Raw genomic sequence first — 22,296 nt, forward strand, 5'->3', positions numbered from 1 at the left:
AGAAGCAATTCCAAATTGCTTTGAGTAAATTATTAAAGGCTTGACCTTAAGAGAAAAGTTAAATGAATTCAAAATCTGTTTTAGAATAAGAACAAAAAAGATAATTGATCCGCACAAAAAATCATCCCTAACCAGATTCAGGCAGGGATTTATTCCACATATATGGTTAATTGTTACCTTGTTCGGGCAGGATCAACGGATCTGGTCCGAGCAGGATCAACAGATCTGGTCCGTGCAGGATCTACAGAAAACTCGGAAAAATCTTCATCCGCCATTTCATCATCGTTGGATGACTCATTGGGAGAGGAATCATTATCTTGGTCATCCGAATCTGAATCAACCATTTCAAAATATGATTCTAATTCCGTATAAAAAAACAAAATAAAGGTATTTGCGGTAGTAGAATAGATTCTTTTCATGATTTTAAATTCAAAGGGCAAATTTTATATGTTAAAGGTAGTTTTTTAAGTTAATTATGCAAGTTTTATGACTTTGAAATTCGACCTTTCCTATTCTAAAATATCAATTAATTATAATTTACTAATGAAAGTCCGTTATAGATCGTATGGGTTCAAACTTGGAAGGGTCTCTTTTCTTGTTTTTTTTATTCTTGTAATTTTCGAGTCAGCTGTACAATCCCAGACCATTGAAAAACTAAAAGCCGAACTCGAAAGTCTTGCCGAAAAGCCCGGCTATTCCAAGGATACTGTTTACTTAAACAAAGCTAATGATCTGGGATTTATGCTGGCAGAAAGTAATCCCGACAGTGCTTTCGTTTATCTAGACAAGCAGATTTTGATGTGCCGTGAAGCCAAATATAAAAAGGGCGAATCCGAAGCTTTGAAAATATATGGAAATGCACTCCAAAATAAGGGTGATTTTGTTAATTCCTTGGAGTACTACAAAGATGCGCTCAGTATCGCAGAAAGTATCCCTGATGATAGATTGATTCCAGGAATATTGAATAACATCGGATTGGTATATTTCAATCTTGGAAATTATGCAGAGGCATTGGGTAATTTTTTTGAAGCGATAAAAGGAGCTGAAAATACCGGGAACTTAAATGTTGAAGCGGCAGCTTTGAACAACATTGCCATGATATATTTTGAACAGGGAAAATTAGAGGAAGCTAAATCCAAATATCTGGAAATGCTCGCTATTTATAGTCAAATAGGGAATCAGGGAAGGATGATCCTTGCCTATAACAACATCGGAGATGTAGCGCTCAAGCAGAACAAACCGCTTGAAGCCCTTGAAAATATAAAGATAGCACATGCCTCTTCCCTGGCGTTACAGAGTCCGGAATTTATTGAAATGACCTCAAGGACAATGGCTGATATTTATGTTGCGCTTGACAGTATAGATAAAGCCGAATTTTTATACCGACAGTCCATCGCCATTGCCAAAGAAAAAGGGTATGGTGTTCCATATTCCCACTCTTTGATTGGATTGGCAGAATTGTTTTATAGAAAAGGTAGCTATCAAGAGGCCCTCGTTTATGCCAATGAAGGGTTGGAACAGGCCAATAAAATGAATCAGATCATGCAACAGCGCAACGCGCATGAATTGTTGGCTAAAATCAATGAAAAGGAAAATGACTACGTTGAAGCCCTGAATAACTTCAAGCTGTTTAAACAGTACAATGACAGTATAAACAATGCCCAAGGACAGCGCTTGGCGGCAACCCTAGAAGCGGAATATGAATTTTCCAAAAAGACATTGGAATTTGAAAAAGCCAGTTTGCGTCAGTGGTGGCTGATTTTTTCAGCCTTTATAGGCTTGTTCACATTTTTGGTAATCCTTTTTATGGTTTTTAGAAACAGGAACAAATTGGACAAAGCGTACCAAATTCTGAAGGGCAAAAATATTGAAATTGAAACTAAAAATGAAAAACTTGAAAATGCACTGGATCAATTGAAATCAACACAGTTGCAGCTGATCCAATCAGAAAAGATGGCCTCTCTCGGGGAATTGACTGCCGGGATCGCCCATGAGATTCAGAATCCGCTGAATTTTGTGAATAATTTTTCGGAGGTCAGCAGCGAGTTGATTGAAGAGATTGAAGAAGAAAGAGCCAAGAGTCAAGAAACAAGAGACGAGACTTTGGTCAGTGAAATACTGGAGGATATCAAACAAAACCTTAAAAAGATCAATCACCACGGAAATCGGGCCGGATCCATTGTCAAAGGGATGCTCGAGCACAGCCGGACGAGTACCGGTGAGAAAGTACTTACCGATATCAATGCCCTGGCAGATGAGTATCTCAGACTTTCCTATCATGGAATACGTGCAAAGGATAAATCTTTCAACGCAGACTTTAAGGCAGACTTGGATCCCAAACTCCCCAAAGTAAATGTTGTGCCGCAGGATATTGGAAGGGTTCTATTGAATCTGATCAATAATGCTTTTCAGGCCACACATGAACCCTCCAAGGGTTCTCAATCCTTGGAGGGTTTCAAGCCACTTGTCACCGTCTCCTCCAGACTGTGGGAGGGCTCCCCTTCAGGGGCTGGGGGTAGCGATGGCAAGTGGGTCCAAATCTCCATCTCCGACAACGGCCCCGGCATCCCCGATGCCATCAAAGACAAAATCTTCCAGCCTTTCTTTACTACCAAGCCTACAGGGCAGGGGACGGGATTGGGCTTATCTCTGAGCTATGATATTGTGAAGGCGCATGGGGGAGAACTCACTGTCAAGTCCCAAGTAGAAAAAGGTTCTGAATTTATAGTCACCCTACCTATTCAATGATTTTTTAATAGAGAAAGAAAAAACCTTGATTTCATAATGATTCCAAACGCTACTACAACAACTGGCTTTGATTTTATGATTTTTTTTGTGATTAATGTCATGGAAGAAAGTTGCTTATTTTAATAAAAGCCGTTTCTTAGTGGTCTTGTCAATATTAAATTCTCTCAACTAGATCCCATGCTGGAATTAGCAGGAATAATTATTTTGGGAATATTCGCACAATGGCTTGCGTGGAGGCTGAAAATTCCCTCTATCCTGCCATTGATTCTGATAGGCCTTTTTGTAGGACCAATATCTTCCCTTTTTACAGATGAAAGATCCCAATGGATCCAACCTATATACCAAGGAAATTATGGGCTTTTCCCTGATGAAAACCTGTTTAATTTTGTTTCTCTGGCCATAGGAATTATCCTTTTTGAAGGTGGATTAACATTACGCAAAGGAGAAATAAAAAAGGTGGGACCGGTCATCGGCAAACTCATCAGTGTGGGTTCGGTGATTACGTTCTTTGGGGCTGGATTAGCTGCACACACTTTGTTTGACTTTAGTTGGAGTATTTCATTTTTGTTTTCTGCCTTGATTATTGTGACAGGGCCTACGGTGATCAATCCTATTCTGAGGAATATTCCTCTCAAAAAGGACGTTTCGGCAGTGTTGAAGTGGGAGGGAATTCTTATTGACCCCATCGGAGCCCTGATTGCTGTTTTGGTATTTAACTTTATCAGTATCGAGGGGGGGGGCGGGTTACACCGGAAAGGCCTTGTTGGATTTTGGGAAAGTGGTTGTCGTAGGGTTGACTTTTGGAACCGCCGCTGGTTTTGCTCTTTATTATTCAATAAAGAATAAATGGATTCCACATTACCTATTGAACGTCGTGGCATTGTCCTTTGTCCTGTTCACTTTCGTTTTCAGTGACTTTTTGGCCCATGAGTCAAGTTTGTTGTCCGTGGTGGTCATGGATATGTTTTTGGGCAATAGTGATCTTCCAAACCTTAAGGAATTACTCGATTTCAAAGAAACCTTGAGTGTATTGTTGATATCCATTCTTTTTATTTTGCTTTCTGCCAATATCGATTTAGATGAACTGATTTTGATTTTTAGGTGGGAAACAGGCATTTTGCTGGCCATCATCATTTTTATTATCAGACCTTTGGGAGTGTTTTTGAGCACCACCAACTCTACTTTAGGGACTAAGGAAAAGTTATTTATCAGTTGGGTCGGTCCAAGGGGAATTGTGGCAGCAGGTATAGCTTCTTTGTTTGGAACAAAACTTACCCAAGCCGGGATTGAAGGCGCAGAGTATATCACTCCGCTTGTCTTTTCTGTAGTGCTGATAACAGTGTTATTGAACGCAACCACTGCAAGATTATTCGCTTCTGTGGCCGGCTTGATCAAAAAATCTGATGGGGTATTGATCGTGGGAGCTTCAAAGGCATCCCGCTTAATTGGGCGTTACCTACAAGAACATGACCGGCATGTGGTTCTCGCTGACACCAACCGCGTTAATCTGGAAAGATGTAGAAGCATTGGATTAGAAGCCATATATGCCGATATATATTCTGATGACCTGGATGAATACCTTGAATTAAACGACATGGGATTCCTTTTGGCAATGACCGGGAATGATGAAATCAACAAACAGGCCATTGAAAGGCTTGGGGGAGAGTTTGGAGAACATGGATCTTTTAGACTGATCAATTCCGAGAAAATGAAATCCGAAAAAGAGCTGGCTTCCAAAGAGCTCTTTTCAAAAACACATGATTATGTAAAGATAACTACGGTGGCGCGGCAATATCCTTTTATCCATGAAATCCCGATAGATTCCAATGATTCTTTTTCTTATCTTCTGGATGAAATTGAAAAAGACGATAATGCCATAGCGATTTTTATGAAAGACAAAAATGGCAATATAGAAGTACTCGCCCATACTGAAAATTTAACAATAGAAAAGGGTTGTCGATTGGCATATTTGGGCAAAGCCATGGATTTGAAAAACAAGGATACCAATACCTTGGTGAAAGAATATTGACCTAATGGATCAGTTATACCGGCAGCATTTTTTTTTGAATGAATGTCTAAGTCGGATTTTTGAGCCAACTGGATCTGAAAGATACACGCCTGCGAGATTATCTTGAAATAGTCAGACCCCAACCAGACAAGTGAAAAGGAAATGGGTACTTTATTCACGGCTCTTTTGCCTATCAAGAACTAAGTAGAATTTTTCAAACTAAGTATTGGAGTTTCAGTTATTTTAGTATTTTTAGTTTTCTGAAATTCTATTTGAAAAAATCCTGAGGGAGTCCAGCGTCTGTTCAGGAAAACAGTTATCTTAACCTTTACACCAATGGCCTCTCTCCGACCGAACTTTCCTTCCGGAAACCTCCTTATTGGATTTTTGTTTCTGACCCTTTTCTTCCCCATTCTTCTCCCCGCCCAGTCGATCTATGAGCAGGTAGGAAGATTCCCCCTGACTGCTTACAGCCCAGAAGAATATGAGGGTGCTCCGATGGTATGGTCCGCTTTGCAAAGCGATGACGGCCTAATGTACTTTGGGACTTCATCTGGTATTGTGGAATATGACGGAGTTTCATGGCGTTCGCTCTTTAAAAATAATCAAGTCTTTTCCACTTATAGTTTAACCAAAGATGATAAGGGACGAATATTTTATGTGGGTCGGGATTTTGGCTATCTGGACTTCAACCACAAAGAAGGGACCAAAGCTGTTTCGTTGCTTCATCTCATTCCGGAGGAGTTTAGGGATGGCTTTAAGGCCTGGGAAATCCATTTTTTGCAAGGTTCTTTCCTTATTCGGATAGGATTTGAAACCATTATTAGGCTTGAACTGGCTGATGATATGACTTTGAAGTCGCTGGAATCCTGGGATGCGGAGAGTTCATTTGGTATTTCTTTTGTCGTGGAAAACGAATATTATGTACGACAGGCAGGAAAAGGCCTTTACAGACCGGTCGGGAAGGAGTTGAAGCTGATTCCCAATACAGAGTTTTTCGGAGGAGTAGGCTTGACCATTATGCTCCCCTATAATGACGGGACTGGCAAATCCCTGCTTTTAGGAGGACAGACCACTGGCTTTTATGTGTTTGATGGGTTCAAATCACGTAAACTACCTACCGGAATCGACCAGGAATTGGAAGATGGAACCCTACTTCGGGATGCTATTCCCTATCAAGGGAACTATATCCTTGCACTACTTGGGGGAGGGGTAGTGATCCTGAATCCCAATGGAGAAATTCTCAAAAGAATTGGCCTGGCACAAGGATTGCCTTCAAATGTAGTGTCCAAAGTTTATTTAGACCAAAATAAAGGCTTATGGGCTACTACCGAGGAAGGGATGGCGAGGATAGGAATAGAATCCCCGATCCAGAGTTTTGGCAAGGAATTGGAAATCAATTCAACAGTCTTGAAAATTCAGAAAAAGGGAGATGAGTTGTTTTTAGGCACCTCCACCGGCTTTTTGAAATTTGATCAGACGAAAAAGCTATTCCAGCCCGTTCCGGGAGTTATACCGAGGGCCCTTTTTGACTTCATTTTTGACGGAGATGATTTGATTGTTCCCGGGGTAGAATTGCAGGTGCTCCGAAACGGGAAAAGGATCGGCTTGTATTGGCCTAAAAACGAAGGCGATTCACGCTATGTTTTGATACCAAGAAACAATCCAAATCTTCTTTTGGTAGGTGCCCAAGCTGGACTGTTTATCTATCGAAGAACACTTTCCAATGAGTCCCCATGGGAATTTCATGGGAAAGTGCCCAATATAGGACCTATTGAGTATTTCCTAATGGAAGGGAAAGACGGGACGATCTTTATGATGGGAACGGACAGGCTATATGCACTTGATCTTAGAGATTGGAGCAGTGAAACTTCAGATCTGACCAATATCAAAACCACCTTTTTGGAATTTGATACTTCTGAGGACCTTTTTTCCTTAGTTGACGGTGAGTTTTTTAAACGGTCCTCCAAGGGCTTCCAGAAGTATTCACCGGGGGAGGGACGGTTGATTCCGGCAGAAGAATTCAGTATGGTCGAGAAGGACTTGATAGGTTTTTATCAGGCAAATACTGGGACTGTCCTGTACGAATCGATTGATGGGAACACATATATTCTCAAACGAAATGCATCTGACAGATTTATTAAGGATGATGGACCAAGTTCGGTCCTTCCTTTTCTGTCAAGAGGTGGTTTTTTGGATAAGGACAACATCATGTGGTATGTTTCCCCGAAAGGTTTGATCCGCTATGACCCGAAAAAGGATAATCAGAGCGATAAGGAATTTTTCACCCTGATCCGACGAATAGAAACCAATACAGACACGCTTCCCTTGATTGCCTACGGAAGGGACAAAACCCTTCCTGCAAGTGAGATGAAAGACAATTCCTATCGCTTTGAGTTTGCGGCTCCTTATTTCGATGAGGAAAAGAAAACCAAATACCAGACCTATTTGGAGGGATTCGACCAGGATTGGTTGGACTGGAATGACATTACTTTTAAGGAATACACCAACCTCTCTCCGGGGGCTTACACCTTTCATGTCCGGGCCTTGTCGCAAATCGGAGGGATTAGCGAGGAAGCTGTATTTTCATTTGTTGTCTTGCCTCCCTGGTATGCTACCTGGTGGGCTTACCTGATCTATGTCTTGCTTATAGGAGGAATAATCAACGCTATTGTAAAGTGGCGTTCCCAAAAACTCAAAGCCGAAAACCGTATCCTGGAAGAGCGGGTAAACGAGCGTACCGCAGCACTTGAAAAATCCATCACCGACCTGAAATCCACCCAAGCCCAGCTGATCCAATCGGAGAAGATGGCTTCTCTTGGTGAACTCACGGCCGGTATCGCCCACGAGATTCAGAATCCTTTGAATTTTGTGAATAACTTTAGTGAAGTGAGTGCTGAGCTTATTGACGAAATAGAAGAAGAAAGAGCCAAGAGCCAAGAAGCGAGAGACGAGACTTTGGTCAGCGAAATACTGGAGGATGTCAAACAAAACCTTAAAAAAATCAATCACCATGGAAATCGGGCCGGCTCCATTGTCAAAGGGATGCTCGAGCACAGCCGTACGACTACCGGTGAAAAAGTACTTACCGATATCAATGCTTTGGCAGATGAATACCTGCGGCTCTCTTACCATGGATTGCGTGCAAGAGATAATTCTTTCAATGCTGACTTCAAAACCGATTTAGATTCCAATCTCCCCAAAGTGAACGTAGTACCACAGGATATCGGGCGTGTTCTATTGAATCTGATCAACAATGCTTTTCAGGCTTGTGCTGGCCAACCCTCCAAGGGTTTTGAACCCTTGGAGGGTTTCAAGCCACTTGTCACCGTCTCCACCTCCCCCCTTGAGGGGGGCAGGGGGGTACAAATCTCCGTCAAGGACAACGGCCCCGGCATCCCGGACTCCATCAAAGACAAAATCTTCCAGCCTTTCTTTACCACCAAACCCACCGGTCAGGGAACAGGATTGGGTTTGAGTTTGAGTTACGACATAGTCAAAGCCCATGGCGGGGAGATCAAAGTTGAGACAAAAGAAGGTGAGGGAACAGAGTTTACCATTCAACTACCAAGCTTATGATAAAAAATTCCGTGACATCCAATAATCCTCTTAAATCACTGCTTCATGGCTGAGAACTACATTTTATGTCCAATTGCCCATCTAAATCAAATACAATAATCATGAAAAAATCCACAATTAATTAATAATGAAACTATTTATGAAGTCTACCCTTCTTTCTCTGGGACTTTTATTTGCCCTTGCTGTAAATGCCTCTGCCCAAACTAACCCCGAGCTTGGTTTCCCTCTGATTACCAATTATTCATACAAAATGTACAAAGGACACTCTCAGGTATGGTCGGTAATTCAAGATGATAGCAATTTGATGTTTTTTGGTACTACTTCAGGTATTACCTCATATGATGGAGTGAACTGGTCTCAAATAAAAATCAGCGGTATCAATAAGGCAGGAACTGTAAGAGCGCTAACCAAAAGTAGAAATGGAACTATCTATTATGGAGGAGCTGGTTGCATGGGTTATCTTGATATTTTAGAAAATGGGGAAACTAAGGCTATCTCACTGACTGACATCATTCCAGAGGCTAACCGGAATTTTTCTCAAATATGGTCCATCAGAATAGTTGGAAGTTATATCTATTTTCAGGCAAGAGAATACATTTTTAGGATCGAGGAAAATTCAGACAAACCGGACATGGGATTAAAAGTGTGGGGGACTGAAACGGGTTTTGCATTTTCTCATTCCTTTGGTGACCAATATTTTGTTTCTCAAGTTGATAAAGGACTTTTCAAATTATTGAATGAGGAATTGACACTAGTTCCTGATGGTCAAACTATGGTAGATAAAAGGATTTATACCATGCTACCTTTAAGTAACGAATCTGATGGATCAGAAACATATCTTATTGGAACTATGAATAATGGTTTTTATAAGTATGATGGGGAAAAATTTACTCAATTTAAAACAGATATAGATCCTATTGTAGAAAATAAATTCCTTTATAGGGGTATCATTCTTCCCGACGGAAATATTTTAGTATCTGTTATTGGGGAAGGTGCAATAAAAATAACACCTGAAGGAAAATTTATCCAATCAATTTCCCTATCCTCCGGTTTGCAGGATCCTTCAGTCTATGCCTTGTATCTTGATAATTCAGGGATTGTATGGACAGGTTTGGATAATGGGATTTCTAAAATTGATTTAACAAGTCCAATTACACTGTTTTCTAAACAACTCGGGCTTAACGCCGGGGTATTAACAATTGAAAGGTCCAATGGGACTTTGTTTGTAGGAACTCCTACAGGCGCTTATGGATTCAATAAATCCCAAAGACAATTCGAATTTGTTAACAATACATCAATCAGTCAGATATTTATGTTGAAATCAGATGAAGATTTTTTGTTGATACCTGGTAATGATAAATATGGTGTAGTGAATGTTTATAATTCAAGACTTAATACTTTGGTTGGGAAAATTAAGACACAAGGTCAGCCCAACTATTTTTACAAACCAAAAAATAAATCTGATAAGATTTTATACGGCGCAAGTACGGGAATTGGTGTTTTAAAGAGATCAGAAAATAGAAATGAAGGTTTGCCGTTTTATCAAGAAGGATTTTTTGAGACGGGAGTTAATACAATCTGGTCTATTGCAGAAGATAATTTAGGGCATTTTTGGGGAGGTACCCAGACAGGAATAGTTTACCGGATAATTGTTTCTTATAACTCGGACGGGGGCATTGATTTTGAAAATTCCAAGATTGAAACATTTGGAGAAAAAAATGGGCTAAGTAATTCAAATGGAGTTGTATTTGGTGCTGCAGGAAAAATATATGCCATGTCAGAAGACGGTATTATGTCTTTCAATGATTCTACTTCCAATTTTGAACCGGACGATGTCTTTGGAAATATTAAAATTGATTTTTCAAGTACAGATAACTTTTCTTTAATAGAAGACGCAATTGGCCGTGTATGGATCGGTACCAATAATAAAATAACACTTGCAATACCTAATGGAGATGGAGAGTATATCTTAGAGGATGAATTGTTCAACTCATATCCATTTGATGACATTACAGTAATCTTTCCTGAGGACGACGGGACAGTATGGGTGGGCAATAGTGATGGTTTGGTAAGAATGGAGGGTAATGCCGCAAAAAAAGAAAAAATGCTTTTTTCAGTTCTTCTTCGTCAAGCCATTACCAAGACTGATACCCTGAGTTTAAATTCAAGTGGAAATCTTGAACTCAAACAATCCAACAATTCCTTAAGATTTATGTACGCTGCTCCGTTTTTTGAGCAGGAAGACAGGACTGTTTATAAGACTTATCTTGAAGGTTTTGACCCAGATTGGACAGATTGGGGAAACAATTCTTATAAAGAATATACCAACCTTTCTACCGGTACCTACACATTCAGGGTTCGTGCCAAAAACCTTCATAATGTTGTCAGCGATGAGGCGACTTTTTCTTTCACCATCCTTCCCCCTTGGTACGCCACTTGGTGGGCTTATCTGATCTATGCCTTGCTATTCGCCGGAGTGATTACCGCCATCGTGAAGTGGCGTTCCCAAAAACTCAAAGCCGAAAACCGAATCCTGGAAGAACGGGTGAACGAGCGTACCGCAGCACTTGAAAAATCCATCTCCGACCTCAAATCTACCCAGGCCCAGTTGATCCAATCGGAGAAGATGGCTTCTCTTGGTGAACTCACCGCAGGCATTGCCCATGAGATTCAGAATCCGCTGAATTTTGTGAATAATTTTTCGGAGGTCAGCGAGGAACTGATTGAAGAAATAAAAGAATCAAGAGCCAAGAACCAAGAAGCAAGACAATGGACTGAGGCGGATAAGTTGGAGGATGAGATTCTAGATGATATCAAACAGAACCTGGAAAAGATCCATCACCATGGCAAGCGTGCCGAAGGCATAGTTAAAGGAATGTTGGCCCATAGCCGTACCAGTGCCGGCGAAAAAGAACCCACTGATATCAACGCATTGGCTGATGAATATCTGCGGCTTTCCTTTCACGGGTTACGTGCAAGGGACAAATCTTTCAATGCGGACTTTAAAACCAATTTTGACCTCAATCTCCCCAAAGTCAATGTGGTGCCTCAGGATATAGGAAGGGTGTTGCTCAACCTGATCAATAATGCTTTTCAAGCTTGTGGGCAAGACCTGTCAGGTTTTCAAAACCTGACAGGTCTCAAACCACTTGTCACCGTCTCCACCTCCCCCCTTGAGGGGGGCAGGGGGGTACAAATCTCCATCTCCGACAACGGCCCCGGCATCCCGGACTCCATCAAAGACAAAATCTTCCAGCCTTTCTTTACCACCAAACCCACCGGTCAGGGAACAGGATTGGGTTTGAGTTTGAGTTACGACATAGTCAAAGCCCATGGCGGGGAGATCAAAGTTGAGACAAAAGAAGGTGAGGGAACAGAGTTTACCATTCAACTACCAAGCTTATGATAACAAAATCCGTGAAATCCATTAATCCTTTTGAATCCCTGCTTGTCCGGCAGGCAGGTGTGATTCAGACGATTTATGATATTGTGAAGACGCATGGCGGGGAGTTCAGGGTGGAAAATTTCGATGGGAATGGCTGTATATTAGTCATTGAGTTGCCGAATGCTTAAATTAAATGCAAATCATAAATGGGAATATTATGCGTGCAATAGAAACTACTGCCTTTTTTGAGTCAAAAGGATCCTAGAAATAGACAAACTGATTCTTATTCTTTAAAACATTCCATTTAATTTTTTCACGCATTATTTTGTAAATTGGAAATCAGACCCTAAAAACACAAAGAAATGAAAGTAATTTACCGCCAATTGTTCGTTTTAGTGATTTTTCAGCTTATTTCTCTGCATTCTTTGCTGGCCATAGACCATACCAATACCCGGCTACTTTCGGAACCGGCCATCAGTAAAGATCAGATTGCATTTGTTTATGCTTCGGATCTTTGGATCGCAGAGAAGGATGGATCAAACCCCCGAAGACTGACTGCCGAGCAGGGGATGGTTTCCAACCCTGTATTTTCTCCGGATGGCAGTATGATAGCGTTCAATGCACATTATGACGGCAATCTGGATGTATTTGTGGTTTCTTCCCAAGGGGGGATTCCTAAACGGCTTACCTGGCATCCCTATCCGGACTTGGTAAGGGCTTTTACCCCTGATGGCAAATCGGTTCTTTTTGCCTCTCAGCGGGAGGTGTTTACCAATCGATATAACAAACTCTACACCGTTGACATTGAAACCGGTAAAGAAACTGCCCTTCCGGTGCCCAACGCCTTTTGGGCAGCCTACAGCCCTGACGGGAAATACTTAGCCTATACACCCCTATCGGATCGCTTTGGACAATGGAAAAATTACCGTGGGGGCACGATGAGCCGGATCTGGCTTTATGATGTGGAAGACCATTCAGTGACTGAAATTCCAAAGCCAAACACCGGCAGCAATGACACCCAACCGGTTTGGATGGACGGAAAAGTGTTTTTTAGAAGCGACCGCGATGGGGAGTTCAACCTGTTCAGTTTTGACCCCAAATCAAAAAATATCCAGAAACATACTGATTTTAAGGATTTCCATGTTGCAAATATTGGATCCTCTGATTCCGAGATCATTTTCGAACAAGCAGGTTACCTGCACATCCTATCGGCCAACCAAAATGCACCAAGGCAACTTAAAATCGGAATTGCAACCGACCTATTGGAACACCGGCCCAGGTTTGTTTCGGGCAGTAATTATGTCAGATCTGCACATATCTCTCCTTCAGGCGCCCGTATAGTAGTGGATTTCAGAGGCGAAATCATTACGGTACCCGCTAAAAAAGGAGACCCAATGAACCTGACGCAAACCCCCGGAGCCCATGAGAAATTCCCATCTTGGTCTCCCGATGGCAAACAGGTGGCATTTATATCTGATGCCTCAGGAGAGTATGCTCTGCACATTCAAAACCAAAACGGTCAGGGAGAAGTAAAAAGCATTGCTCTGAATGGGGCAGGATTTTATGCTTACCTGCATTGGTCTCCTGACAGCAAGCACATTTGTTTGGTGGACAATAGCCGAAGCCTCTTTGTGGTAGATATCAATAGTGGCAAATCAACCAAGATTGCCTCAGATGCGGTTTATGTTCCCGGGGTATTCCGGGAATTGTTCGGCAGTTGGTCTGCCGATGGGGCTTGGGTAGCTTATACCGTTCTAACTCCCACAAACTTTGAACGGGCCTATGTTTATTCGGTCAAAGAGAACAAATCCTTCCCTATTTCTGATGGACTTTCCAATGTCACCAACCCTGTTTTTGATCCAAGTGGCAAATACCTTTATCTCCTGGCTTCTACTGATGCCGGACCGGTAGTCAATTGGTTTGATCTTTCCAATCAAGATATGAAGCTGAGCAATACGGTGTATTTGGTCACGCTCCAAAAAGAGGTCAAATCGCCATTGGCCAAAGAGAATGATATTGAAAAAGAGGAGAAAAAAGAAACAACAGAAGATAAAGAAGTAAAACCGGTCAGGATTGACTTTGATGGACTGCAAAACAGGATTTTGAATATTCCCATTCCTACAGGCAAATACAGTCAGCTGCAGGTTCCCAAAGAAGGTAAGCTGTATTACCTTTCCCAATCCCAGGATAATGGGAAAAGCATGCTGCACCACTATGACCTGGAAAAAAGGGAAGAAGAACCCATTATGCCTGCTGATAATTTTATCATCGCATCCCAAGGAGAAAAAATGCTCTACCAAAGTAAGGGGAAATGGGGTATTACAGATACCGGCAAAAAGCCGGATGCCGATAACCTGATCAATTTGGATCAAATAGAAGTCAAAATTGATCCTCTACAGGAATGGCCTAATATATTTGAAGAAGCATGGCGGGTGAACCGGGACTATTTCTATGATCCGGGGATGCACGGGGCAGATTGGGAAGCCATGAAAACAAAGTACAAAGTTTTCCTACCTGACATGGCTACGAAATCTGACCTGTACCGGGTCATGGAATGGATGTTCAGTGAATTGGCTGTCGGGCATCATCGCTTCAGTAGTCGGGGAGATAGCTTTTATTCCTCCAAAACTGTAAAAGGGGGCTTATTGGGGGCAGATTATGAAATAGCCAATAACCGATATAGGATCAAAAAAATCTATGGCGGTCTGAACTGGACTCCTGAACTGCGCTCTCCGCTTACCGAACCGGGGATAGATGTCAAAGAGGGTGATTATATCCTCGAAGTCAATGGAAAAGCAGTCACAGCTACAGATAATTTCTACAGCTTTTTTGAAAATACTGCTGACAAGCTCACGGTCCTGACGATTTCATCCACTCCTCAATTGGCGGGTTCCCGTAAAGTCACTGTTACGCCTTTAGCTTCCGAGATGGCATTGAGAAACAGGGACTGGGTGGAAGGAAACATGGCAAAAGTCCATAAAGCGACCGACGGACGGGTGGCTTATGTCTATGTGCCCAATACCACAACCCTTGGTCACGAATATTTTAAGCGCTACTTTTTCCCCCAAGCAGACAAAGACGCTATCATAATCGATGAAAGATTCAATGGAGGTGGACAGCTGGCTGATTACTATATTGATATTTTAAAAAGGCCGGTTCAGTCCTATTGGAATTACCGCTATGGGAAGGACCAAAAAGCACCAAATGCCTCCATACAGGGACCAAAGATCATGCTTATAGACGAAACTGCAGGTTCCGGCGGAGATTACCTTCCCTATCTTTTCAGGCAGGAAGGGCTGGGAACCATCATCGGGAAAACCACCTGGGGCGGCTTGGTAGGCGTGCTCGGATTTCCTGAATTCATAGATGGGGGAAGTGTAACTGCCCCTAACCTGGCTTTTTATGATGAGAGAGGTTTTGTGATCGAAAATGAGGGAGTAGCCCCGGATATTGAAGTCGAGCAGTGGCCTGCCGAGGTGATCCAAGGCAAAGATCCCCAATTGGAGAAAGCCATTGAACTGATCCTTGAACAGCTGGAAGCTAAACCCAAAATCAAAATGCAGACCCCACCTTATCCTAAGAGGGCGAGATGAGAGAAATGAAACTTGAGCTACATATAAAACGTGGAAGAAGCTAGTTTAAAGACAAATAACTGAAAGTATCAGGGTAGGTAAAGAGGATTTTAGCTCGATTTGTTAAATTTGATCAATAATGCATTTTGAGGTGGTTGGGAACAAAGTAAAAATGAATTAAGTAAAATTAATGACTTGCAAAATTTATCCGGTTTTGATGATTATATTTCCCTGTTTAAATTAAAAAAACAAAAACTTTGGACAAAATAAGTGAAGTAAGCGTTGCTGATAGTAGATCACTTAAATTAGTTAACTGTCAAATGATGCCCATTAGGATCGTTCTGGTTTTTGCTTTGTCATTCATTTTTATTTCTGAAAAAAGCTTTTCCCAAACACCGAGAGCAGATAGTCTATTGACAGTAATCAACTCCTCGGCGGACGATAGTTTGAAGGTTAGGGCCTATTTGGATTTGGGTCAGGAATTTTTGAGTTCAGACATCAGTCAAGCGATCCATTACCTTGATGATGCGATTCTTATAGCCCTTAAAATCGATTATAAAAAAGGGCTGGCAGATGCATATAATTTACAAGGAAGGGCTTTGGCCAATCAGGGCAATTTCCAGGATGCTATTTTTATAAACAGACAATCTTTAACTGAATATCAAAATCTTAATGACAAAGCCGGGGAAGCCAATATCCTAAGCAATCTGGGATCCATTTATTACAGAATGGGAAACAGTAGCAAGGCCTTGGAATATCATTTTCAATCCCTCAAAATTTCTCAGGAAATCGATAATAAATTAAGGATTGGAACTTCATATAACAATATCGGTACAGTTTATCAAAAATCTGAAAGTACGCTTGATGATGCTTTGGATTCCTATAAAAAGGCTTTGGATGTTTTCGAGCAAATAGATTATGAAGCTGGGATCTCCACTGTGGCCATGAATATCGGAGAAATCTATTTTTTGGAATTTAAATACGATTCTGCCATACAATACCATCAAGTAGCCTTGGAAATTTGTGATGGGACTATTGATGCACCTTTTCCACTTACCCAATTGGGGGAGATATATGGTATTTTGGGAGAATTCGAAACTGCAAATAACTATCATAGAAGGGCATTGGGTATTTCTGAAAAACTGGATGCTAAATTTGATCTTACCCAAAGTCTTATAGGCTTTGCAAAAACCCAAAAAAGACAAGGGGATTCCCAACAGGCTATCAGAACATTGGAAAGGGCAAGAGTTCTTGCCTTAGAGATCGATGCCAAAAATGAGCTAAAGGATGCCTATGAGGGCTTATCTGAATTATTTGCATTGGCTGGTGATTATAGGACTGCCTATGAAAATGAGATCAATGCCAAAGCTGTAAAAGAAGAAATAGCAAAATCCAGTACGGATGAGATGATCCGACAGCTTCAGTTTGAGTTTGAACTGAGCCAAAAAGAAGCCGAAATAGAACTGCTTCAAAAAGATACAGAGTTGAAAAATGCGGCTGTTTCCAATCAGCGAATTGTGATTTTTGCTGCTTTTGGAGGTTTGGTGATGTTTCTTTTTATCAGTATTTCGCTTTTCCGCAACAACCTGAGCAAGAAAAAAGCCAATCACCTGCTTCAAGTCCAAAAAGAAGAAATCCATGCCCAAAGAGAAAAGGTGGAATTGGCATTGGATCAATTGAAATCCACCCAAGCCCAACTGATCCATTCAGAAAAGATGGCTTCCCTAGGTGAACTAACAGCCGGGATTGCTCATGAAATAAAGAATCCGCTGAATTTTGTGAATAACTTTTCAGAAGTAAGTTATGATATGATTTTGGAGATACAGGAACTGAGAAGCCGTCAGCAGGCTCTTGATCAATCTTCTGGAAATTCAAGAACAGAAGATGATAAATTGGAAGATGAACTTTTAAGAGACATCCGAATTAACCTTGAAAAAGTAACGCACCATGGACAGCGCGCAGATGCCATAGTCCAAGGAATGTTGGAACATAGCAAGATCCGACACGGCCAAAAGGAAGCTACTGATCTGAACAACCTGGCAAAAGAATATTTGAATCTTACATACCAAAGCTTCAAAGCTAAAAACAAGGATACTGAAATTAAATTGATTACAGATTTCGACCCTAAACTTCCAAAAATAGAAATAGTCCGACAGGATTTCGGGAGAGTGTTTTTAAATATTATCAACAATGCATTTTATGTTCTAAATAAAAAGCCATTAAAAAATTTGGAAAATAAGGAAGATTATATTCCTACTTTAACCCTTTCAACTTCCTACTATTCCAAGCCACAAGGTGGGAAAAGTGTAAGAATCTCTATTTCTGACAATGGTCCCGGAATTCCCGATAAGATTAAAGATAAAATTTTTCAGCCCTTCTTTACTACCAAGCCGACGGGAGAGGGTACCGGATTAGGGCTGAGTTTGAGCTACGACATTATTAAGGCAAATGGTGGGGAGATTAAAGTGATTTCAGAGGTCGGGAAAGGAACTACTTTTGTGATTGAATTACCTGCTCAAGGAGACTTGAGCTAATCATAATCAGTTTTATTTTCAGGTTACTTTTGTTGCAATATGAATTCAACACATTTTTTTATGAAGTTTTAACAGTAATTCTGATTGAATTGTATTTAATGATATAGCCCATGTCAAATTGCAAGGAATAGGCTGTAAACCCAAAGTTTTTTATTTCCCCTGACGCCTTCGGTGAACTTTCTTCTAAAAATTTTAAAAAAACATCTGCACGATTGATTGACTTTAAAAAATGTCAACGAAAATTGCTAAATTGTAATCCAGAAATAATACCACAACTAACAAAAACAGGTATTTAAAATTAGGGTAGAGTTTGTTGTTTTGGTAATGTCAAAATTAGAAACTATAGTTTGGAGAATGAAATTTTAAAATCACATAAAGAATAAGAGAAATGAAATTTTTAGTAGTTGATGACGAAAAGGATGTAGAGTTATTGTTTCAACAAAAACTCAGAAAAGAAATCAGAAATGGTTCCATTGAGCTGAAGTTTGCTTTTTCCGGTAACGAGGCGCTTGAAATCATGGAAAAAAGCGAATCAAAAGAGGTGATGTATATTTTTTCGGACATCAATATGCCTGGAATGACAGGGCTTGAATTGTTGGATAAGTTAAAGGCAAAATTCCCTCAGATTCCTGTAAGCATGATCTCAGCGTATGGTGACGCCGAAAATTATGAAAAGGCAATCGAGTTGGGAGCAAAGGAGTTTTTTGTCAAGCCGATCAATTTTGAAAACCTGAAAGTGGAATTGAATAAGATTATCGAGGAGAAGGAACCGAAACAGGAATAAAATTTAATGACCGGACTAAATTGATATAAAACCAATAAGTCCGGGCATTTTTTTCATAAATCATTGAAATGTTCTTCCGGGCTTTGAATTTTTTGAATTAATTTCTTAGAACTTCATGATTGTCCCTTGTATCCCTTATGCTGAACAGCGAAATGACCAAACCCAGGTTTTGCCTTTTCCTAAAAACATGAAAACCTTGGGAATGAATCAATTTAGAAGCTATTGAAAAAGTATAAACTGATATCAGTTTAGTATAAATAAATGAACCAATCCTCGATAAATAAGGGAAAACAGAGAAAACACACTACATGTGAAAGAGTTTTTCCTATAAATTTACTTTTTTAGAAAAAATCCATATAAATTAAAAAAAATAAAGTCGATGGAAATGAAAAATAAATTTGATGATCATTATCGAGAGCTCCTGAGCAATCTTTTTGGGGAGATGGAAGAAAGTAGCCTAAAGCAGATTTTTGAAGGAGGAAAAAAAACAGAGCTTGACACAGGCCAGTATTTGTTCAGACAGGGAGATGCCGAAAATGATCTTTATGTTGTTTTATCAGGCAGACTAAGGGCAATCAATGAGGATAAGAATGGTGTTACAATTTTAGGTGATATAGCCGAAGGTGAACCTGTTGGCGAATTGGCACTTTTTACAGATGAACCAAGAATGGCTGCTGTGCTGGCTATCAGAAAATCATTGGTATTGAAAATCAGTAAATCAGAATTCCATGCCGTTGTGGCCAAAAATCCCCAGTTCGCTTCCGCATTGACAAAGTTTGTGATCAACAGAATGCGCAGAAATGTGCTGGAACAAAAAGTTGAAGCAGCTCCAAAGAATATTGTTTTTATTCAGCTTCAGGAAGATTATGATCTTGGCCCATGGATTAATGAAATTAAAAATAACCTGGATTCTCTTTTTTTGCAGCCACAGGTCCTCGATCGGTCTTCAAAGAAAAGTGATAGTTCCGCTACTGTCTTGGAACTTTTGGAATCCCATAAGGGGGTTAACCTTCTGGTATGTAGCGGTCAAGATTCAGAATGGACGAAACAATGCCTGTTATATGCTGATCTGATCATTTTGGCATCGGATTTTAATGCAGAGGCCAATCTATACGATTTAGAAAAGGATCATAAGCTTTATGAGAATAATATTTTAAATAGAAAAAAATACCTGTTGCTATTGCACCCCGAAGATAGTCCTGTCCCTGAAAATACTTCCCGCTGGTTCAAAAACAGGAATATCAATTTGCACATTCATGCAAGGAAAAACAACATCACGGACATGAGGAGACTTTGCAGGATAATCACCAATCAGGCGGTAGGACTGGTACTTGGAGGTAGCGGAGCAAAGGGTTATGCCCATACAGGCGCAGTGAAGGCACTTTTAAACTCAGGTGTAGAATTTGATTTTGTTGGAGGTTCAAGTGCCGGGGCACTTTATGGAATCGGGATGACGTTTGCAGATTTTGATTTTGATAAAATCAACCATATATGTGAGGAATCAACTTCCGAAGAATTTGGAATAAATGACTTTTTCCTAACCTTTCTTTCCAAAAACAGTGGTCAAAAAATCGGTGAATTTTCACACAAAATTTTCGGAGAAACAAATTTGGAAGACCTTTGGATCACTTCATATTGTGTCTCTACTGATATGACAAACAATGAAGTCAAAATCCATAATACCGGATTGGTTTGGCAACAGATTCAGGAAAGTTTCTCTTCTCCGGGGATCTTCCCTCCTGTTGTGGTCGAAGATCAGGTGTATGTAGATGGGGGATTATCTGAAAATATCCCGATAGATCCAATGTACCGGTATCCAATAAAACATATTATTGCTGTTTCCCTTACGGGTTCGGAACCGGAAAAAATTGATTTGAATCATCTTCCTTCTGTATGGGATCAAATCAAAGGAAAATTTAAAAAGAAAACACGGTACGATAATCCGGTTGCTACGACAGTCATGTTAAACTCCATGACCTTCAACCCACGGCAACGTGAGGAAATAAACAAATCGAAAGTATCTCTTTATTTTGAAATCAACCTAAGGGCAGTAAGCCTGTTGAATGACGCCAATTGGAAAAGAGTTGTCAAAAAAGGTCATGATCAAACCAGATCCTATCTTGAAGAACTTCCCGTGGAGGAGAAATTCTGGATCAAAAATTCTTAATATTTACATCAAAAGAAAAAGAATAGGATTATGGATTTCGAAAATGTGATCGCATTTATTTTCTTGTTTTATCTGCGGAGGCAGTTGAAAACAAAAGAAATCCCAGAGAAATGGAAGAAACCCATTAATTACGGGCTTATCATCGTAATTATTTTGGCACTTTTGGCAGGTTCTGGTCTCGTGAATGATTTGATTCTCAAATTCTTCAGCATTTTTCTGATATCATATATTGTTTACAATATTTTCACCCATCCCGAATTTTCCGGAACAAAGTCATTGGTCTATGCCGCACTGCCTTTAATTGCTGTATCCTTAATCAGAGATGTTTTTGAACTCGCCATGCCAGAATTGTTCGAGACCTGGGACAAGGTATTTGATGTAGCTTCATTTTTTGCTTTTATCTGGTTGGTAGCGATGTATATCACCTACAGGAAACAGAAAAAAGCACTTTTGGCTGAAAAAGTCAAAGCTTTGGAAAGAGAAAAGGAATTTCAGATCACCCAAAGTATCAAAGCCCAATTAGAGATAGATGTTGCAGAAAGGACTGCAGAATTGGTCAAACAAAAAGAGGAACTGGAAAAAGCTCTGGTAGACCTCAAAGCTGCTCAATCACAATTGATCCAATCGGAAAAAATGGCATCTTTGGGTGAACTGACTGCGGGGATTGCCCATGAAATCCAAAACCCTTTGAATTTTGTCAATAATTTTTCGGAGGTTAGTCAGGAATTGATCGATGAAATGAATCAGGAAATAGAGAAAGGTGACCTTGCAGAAGTAAAGGCAATTGCCATAGATATCAAACAAAACCTGGAAAAAATTCATCACCATGGTAGTCGTGCGGACAACATTGTCAAGGGGATGTTGCAACATAGCCGTACAAGCCTGGGAGAAAAAACCTCTACGGATATCAATGTATTGGCAGATGAGTATCTCCGTCTTTCCTATCATGGGCTGAGGGCAAAAGACAAATCTTTCAACGCTGACTTTAAAACCGACCTGCAAACCGACCTGCCAAAAATCAATGTCGTACCTCAGGATATTGGAAGAGTATTGCTAAATCTGATCAATAATGCCTTTTATGCTGTCAACGAATTTCGGAAAAAGACCGACATTTCTGAGGAATACAAACCTTCCGTTACAGTAAGCACTTCGACCAATGAAAAGGGTAATGAAATCATAATAAAAGTTGCCGATAACGGCCCCGGAATCCCAAAACAAGTAAAAGACAAAATATTCCAGCCTTTCTTCACCACCAAACCTACCGGACAGGGAACGGGCTTAGGTTTGTCGTTAAGTTATGATATCGTTAAAGCCCATGGGGGTGAACTAAAAGTTGAATCTCCCTACCCAGGAGGTGTTGGAGGAAAAGGCAAAGGAACGGTTTTCATCGTAAAACTCCCAGTTTGAAGGATATTTGAAATTTAGGTTTTTATTTAGAATTTTCTGGTATTTTGGGACTCCTTAGCTAGTAGATTCCAATTATCAATAAAGAATTGTACCAAATTGATGGATTGAAACC

General features: G+C 40.5%; 11 protein-coding genes and 1 pseudogene. 11 read left to right on the forward strand and 1 reads right to left on the reverse strand.

All coding sequences use genetic code 11. From position 1 onward, the window contains the following. Window positions 1-173 precede the first annotated feature (173 nt). Window positions 174-419, reverse strand: coding sequence for a hypothetical protein (locus tag B9A52_RS06840; protein WP_084119598.1), 246 nt, complete (start codon window positions 417-419; stop codon window positions 174-176). Between the two features lie 124 nt (window positions 420-543). Between B9A52_RS06840 and B9A52_RS26120 the strand changes: the two genes are divergently transcribed. The 11 genes and pseudogenes from B9A52_RS26120 (at window position 544) to B9A52_RS06885 (ending at window position 22,184) form a co-directional block, all read left to right on the forward strand. Then, window positions 544-2,748, forward strand: coding sequence for a tetratricopeptide repeat-containing sensor histidine kinase (locus B9A52_RS26120; protein ID WP_231955514.1), 2,205 nt, complete (start codon window positions 544-546; stop codon window positions 2,746-2,748). 177 nt (window positions 2,749-2,925) lie between these two features. Then, a pseudogene (locus B9A52_RS26510) lies at window positions 2,926-4,051 on the forward strand (cation:proton antiporter); the annotation flags it as partial. A gap of 114 nt (window positions 4,052-4,165) precedes the next feature. Continuing rightward, a complete protein-coding gene (locus B9A52_RS26515) occupies window positions 4,166-4,777 on the forward strand; it encodes an NAD-binding protein (protein WP_394334890.1) in 612 nt (203 codons plus the stop codon). A gap of 315 nt (window positions 4,778-5,092) precedes the next feature. Further along, window positions 5,093-8,335, forward strand: a complete 3,243-nt coding sequence (locus B9A52_RS26125; RefSeq protein ID WP_084119600.1) for an ATP-binding protein — start codon at window positions 5,093-5,095, stop codon at window positions 8,333-8,335. Between the two features lie 139 nt (window positions 8,336-8,474). Further along, on the forward strand, window positions 8,475-11,741 hold the full coding sequence (locus tag B9A52_RS06860) for a sensor histidine kinase (RefSeq protein ID WP_172805176.1): 3,267 nt from the start codon (window positions 8,475-8,477) through the stop codon (window positions 11,739-11,741). Next, complete coding sequence (locus B9A52_RS25465) at window positions 11,738-11,908, forward strand: hypothetical protein (RefSeq protein ID WP_157370094.1); 171 nt, start codon at window positions 11,738-11,740, stop codon at window positions 11,906-11,908. The genes B9A52_RS06860 and B9A52_RS25465 overlap by 4 nt, the downstream gene beginning before the upstream one ends. Before the next feature lie 174 nt (window positions 11,909-12,082). After that, the gene (locus B9A52_RS06865) at window positions 12,083-15,313 is read left to right on the forward strand and encodes a S41 family peptidase (protein ID WP_084119602.1); all 3,231 of its coding nucleotides are present in this window, start codon (window positions 12,083-12,085) and stop codon (window positions 15,311-15,313) included. 299 nt (window positions 15,314-15,612) lie between these two features. Then, a complete protein-coding gene (locus B9A52_RS06870; protein WP_084119603.1) occupies window positions 15,613-17,826 on the forward strand; it encodes a tetratricopeptide repeat-containing sensor histidine kinase in 2,214 nt (737 codons plus the stop codon). Between the two features lie 388 nt (window positions 17,827-18,214). Beyond that, a complete protein-coding gene (locus tag B9A52_RS06875; protein ID WP_084119604.1) occupies window positions 18,215-18,610 on the forward strand; it encodes a response regulator in 396 nt (131 codons plus the stop codon). Between the two features lie 385 nt (window positions 18,611-18,995). Continuing rightward, the gene (locus B9A52_RS06880; RefSeq protein WP_172805177.1) at window positions 18,996-20,777 is read left to right on the forward strand and encodes a cyclic nucleotide-binding and patatin-like phospholipase domain-containing protein; all 1,782 of its coding nucleotides are present in this window, start codon (window positions 18,996-18,998) and stop codon (window positions 20,775-20,777) included. Between the two features lie 30 nt (window positions 20,778-20,807). Continuing rightward, complete coding sequence (locus B9A52_RS06885; RefSeq protein ID WP_084119606.1) at window positions 20,808-22,184, forward strand: sensor histidine kinase; 1,377 nt, start codon at window positions 20,808-20,810, stop codon at window positions 22,182-22,184. Window positions 22,185-22,296 lie beyond the last annotated feature (112 nt).

The organism is Aquiflexum balticum DSM 16537 (genome assembly GCF_900176595.1).
GTDB classification, from domain to species: domain Bacteria; phylum Bacteroidota; class Bacteroidia; order Cytophagales; family Cyclobacteriaceae; genus Aquiflexum; species Aquiflexum balticum.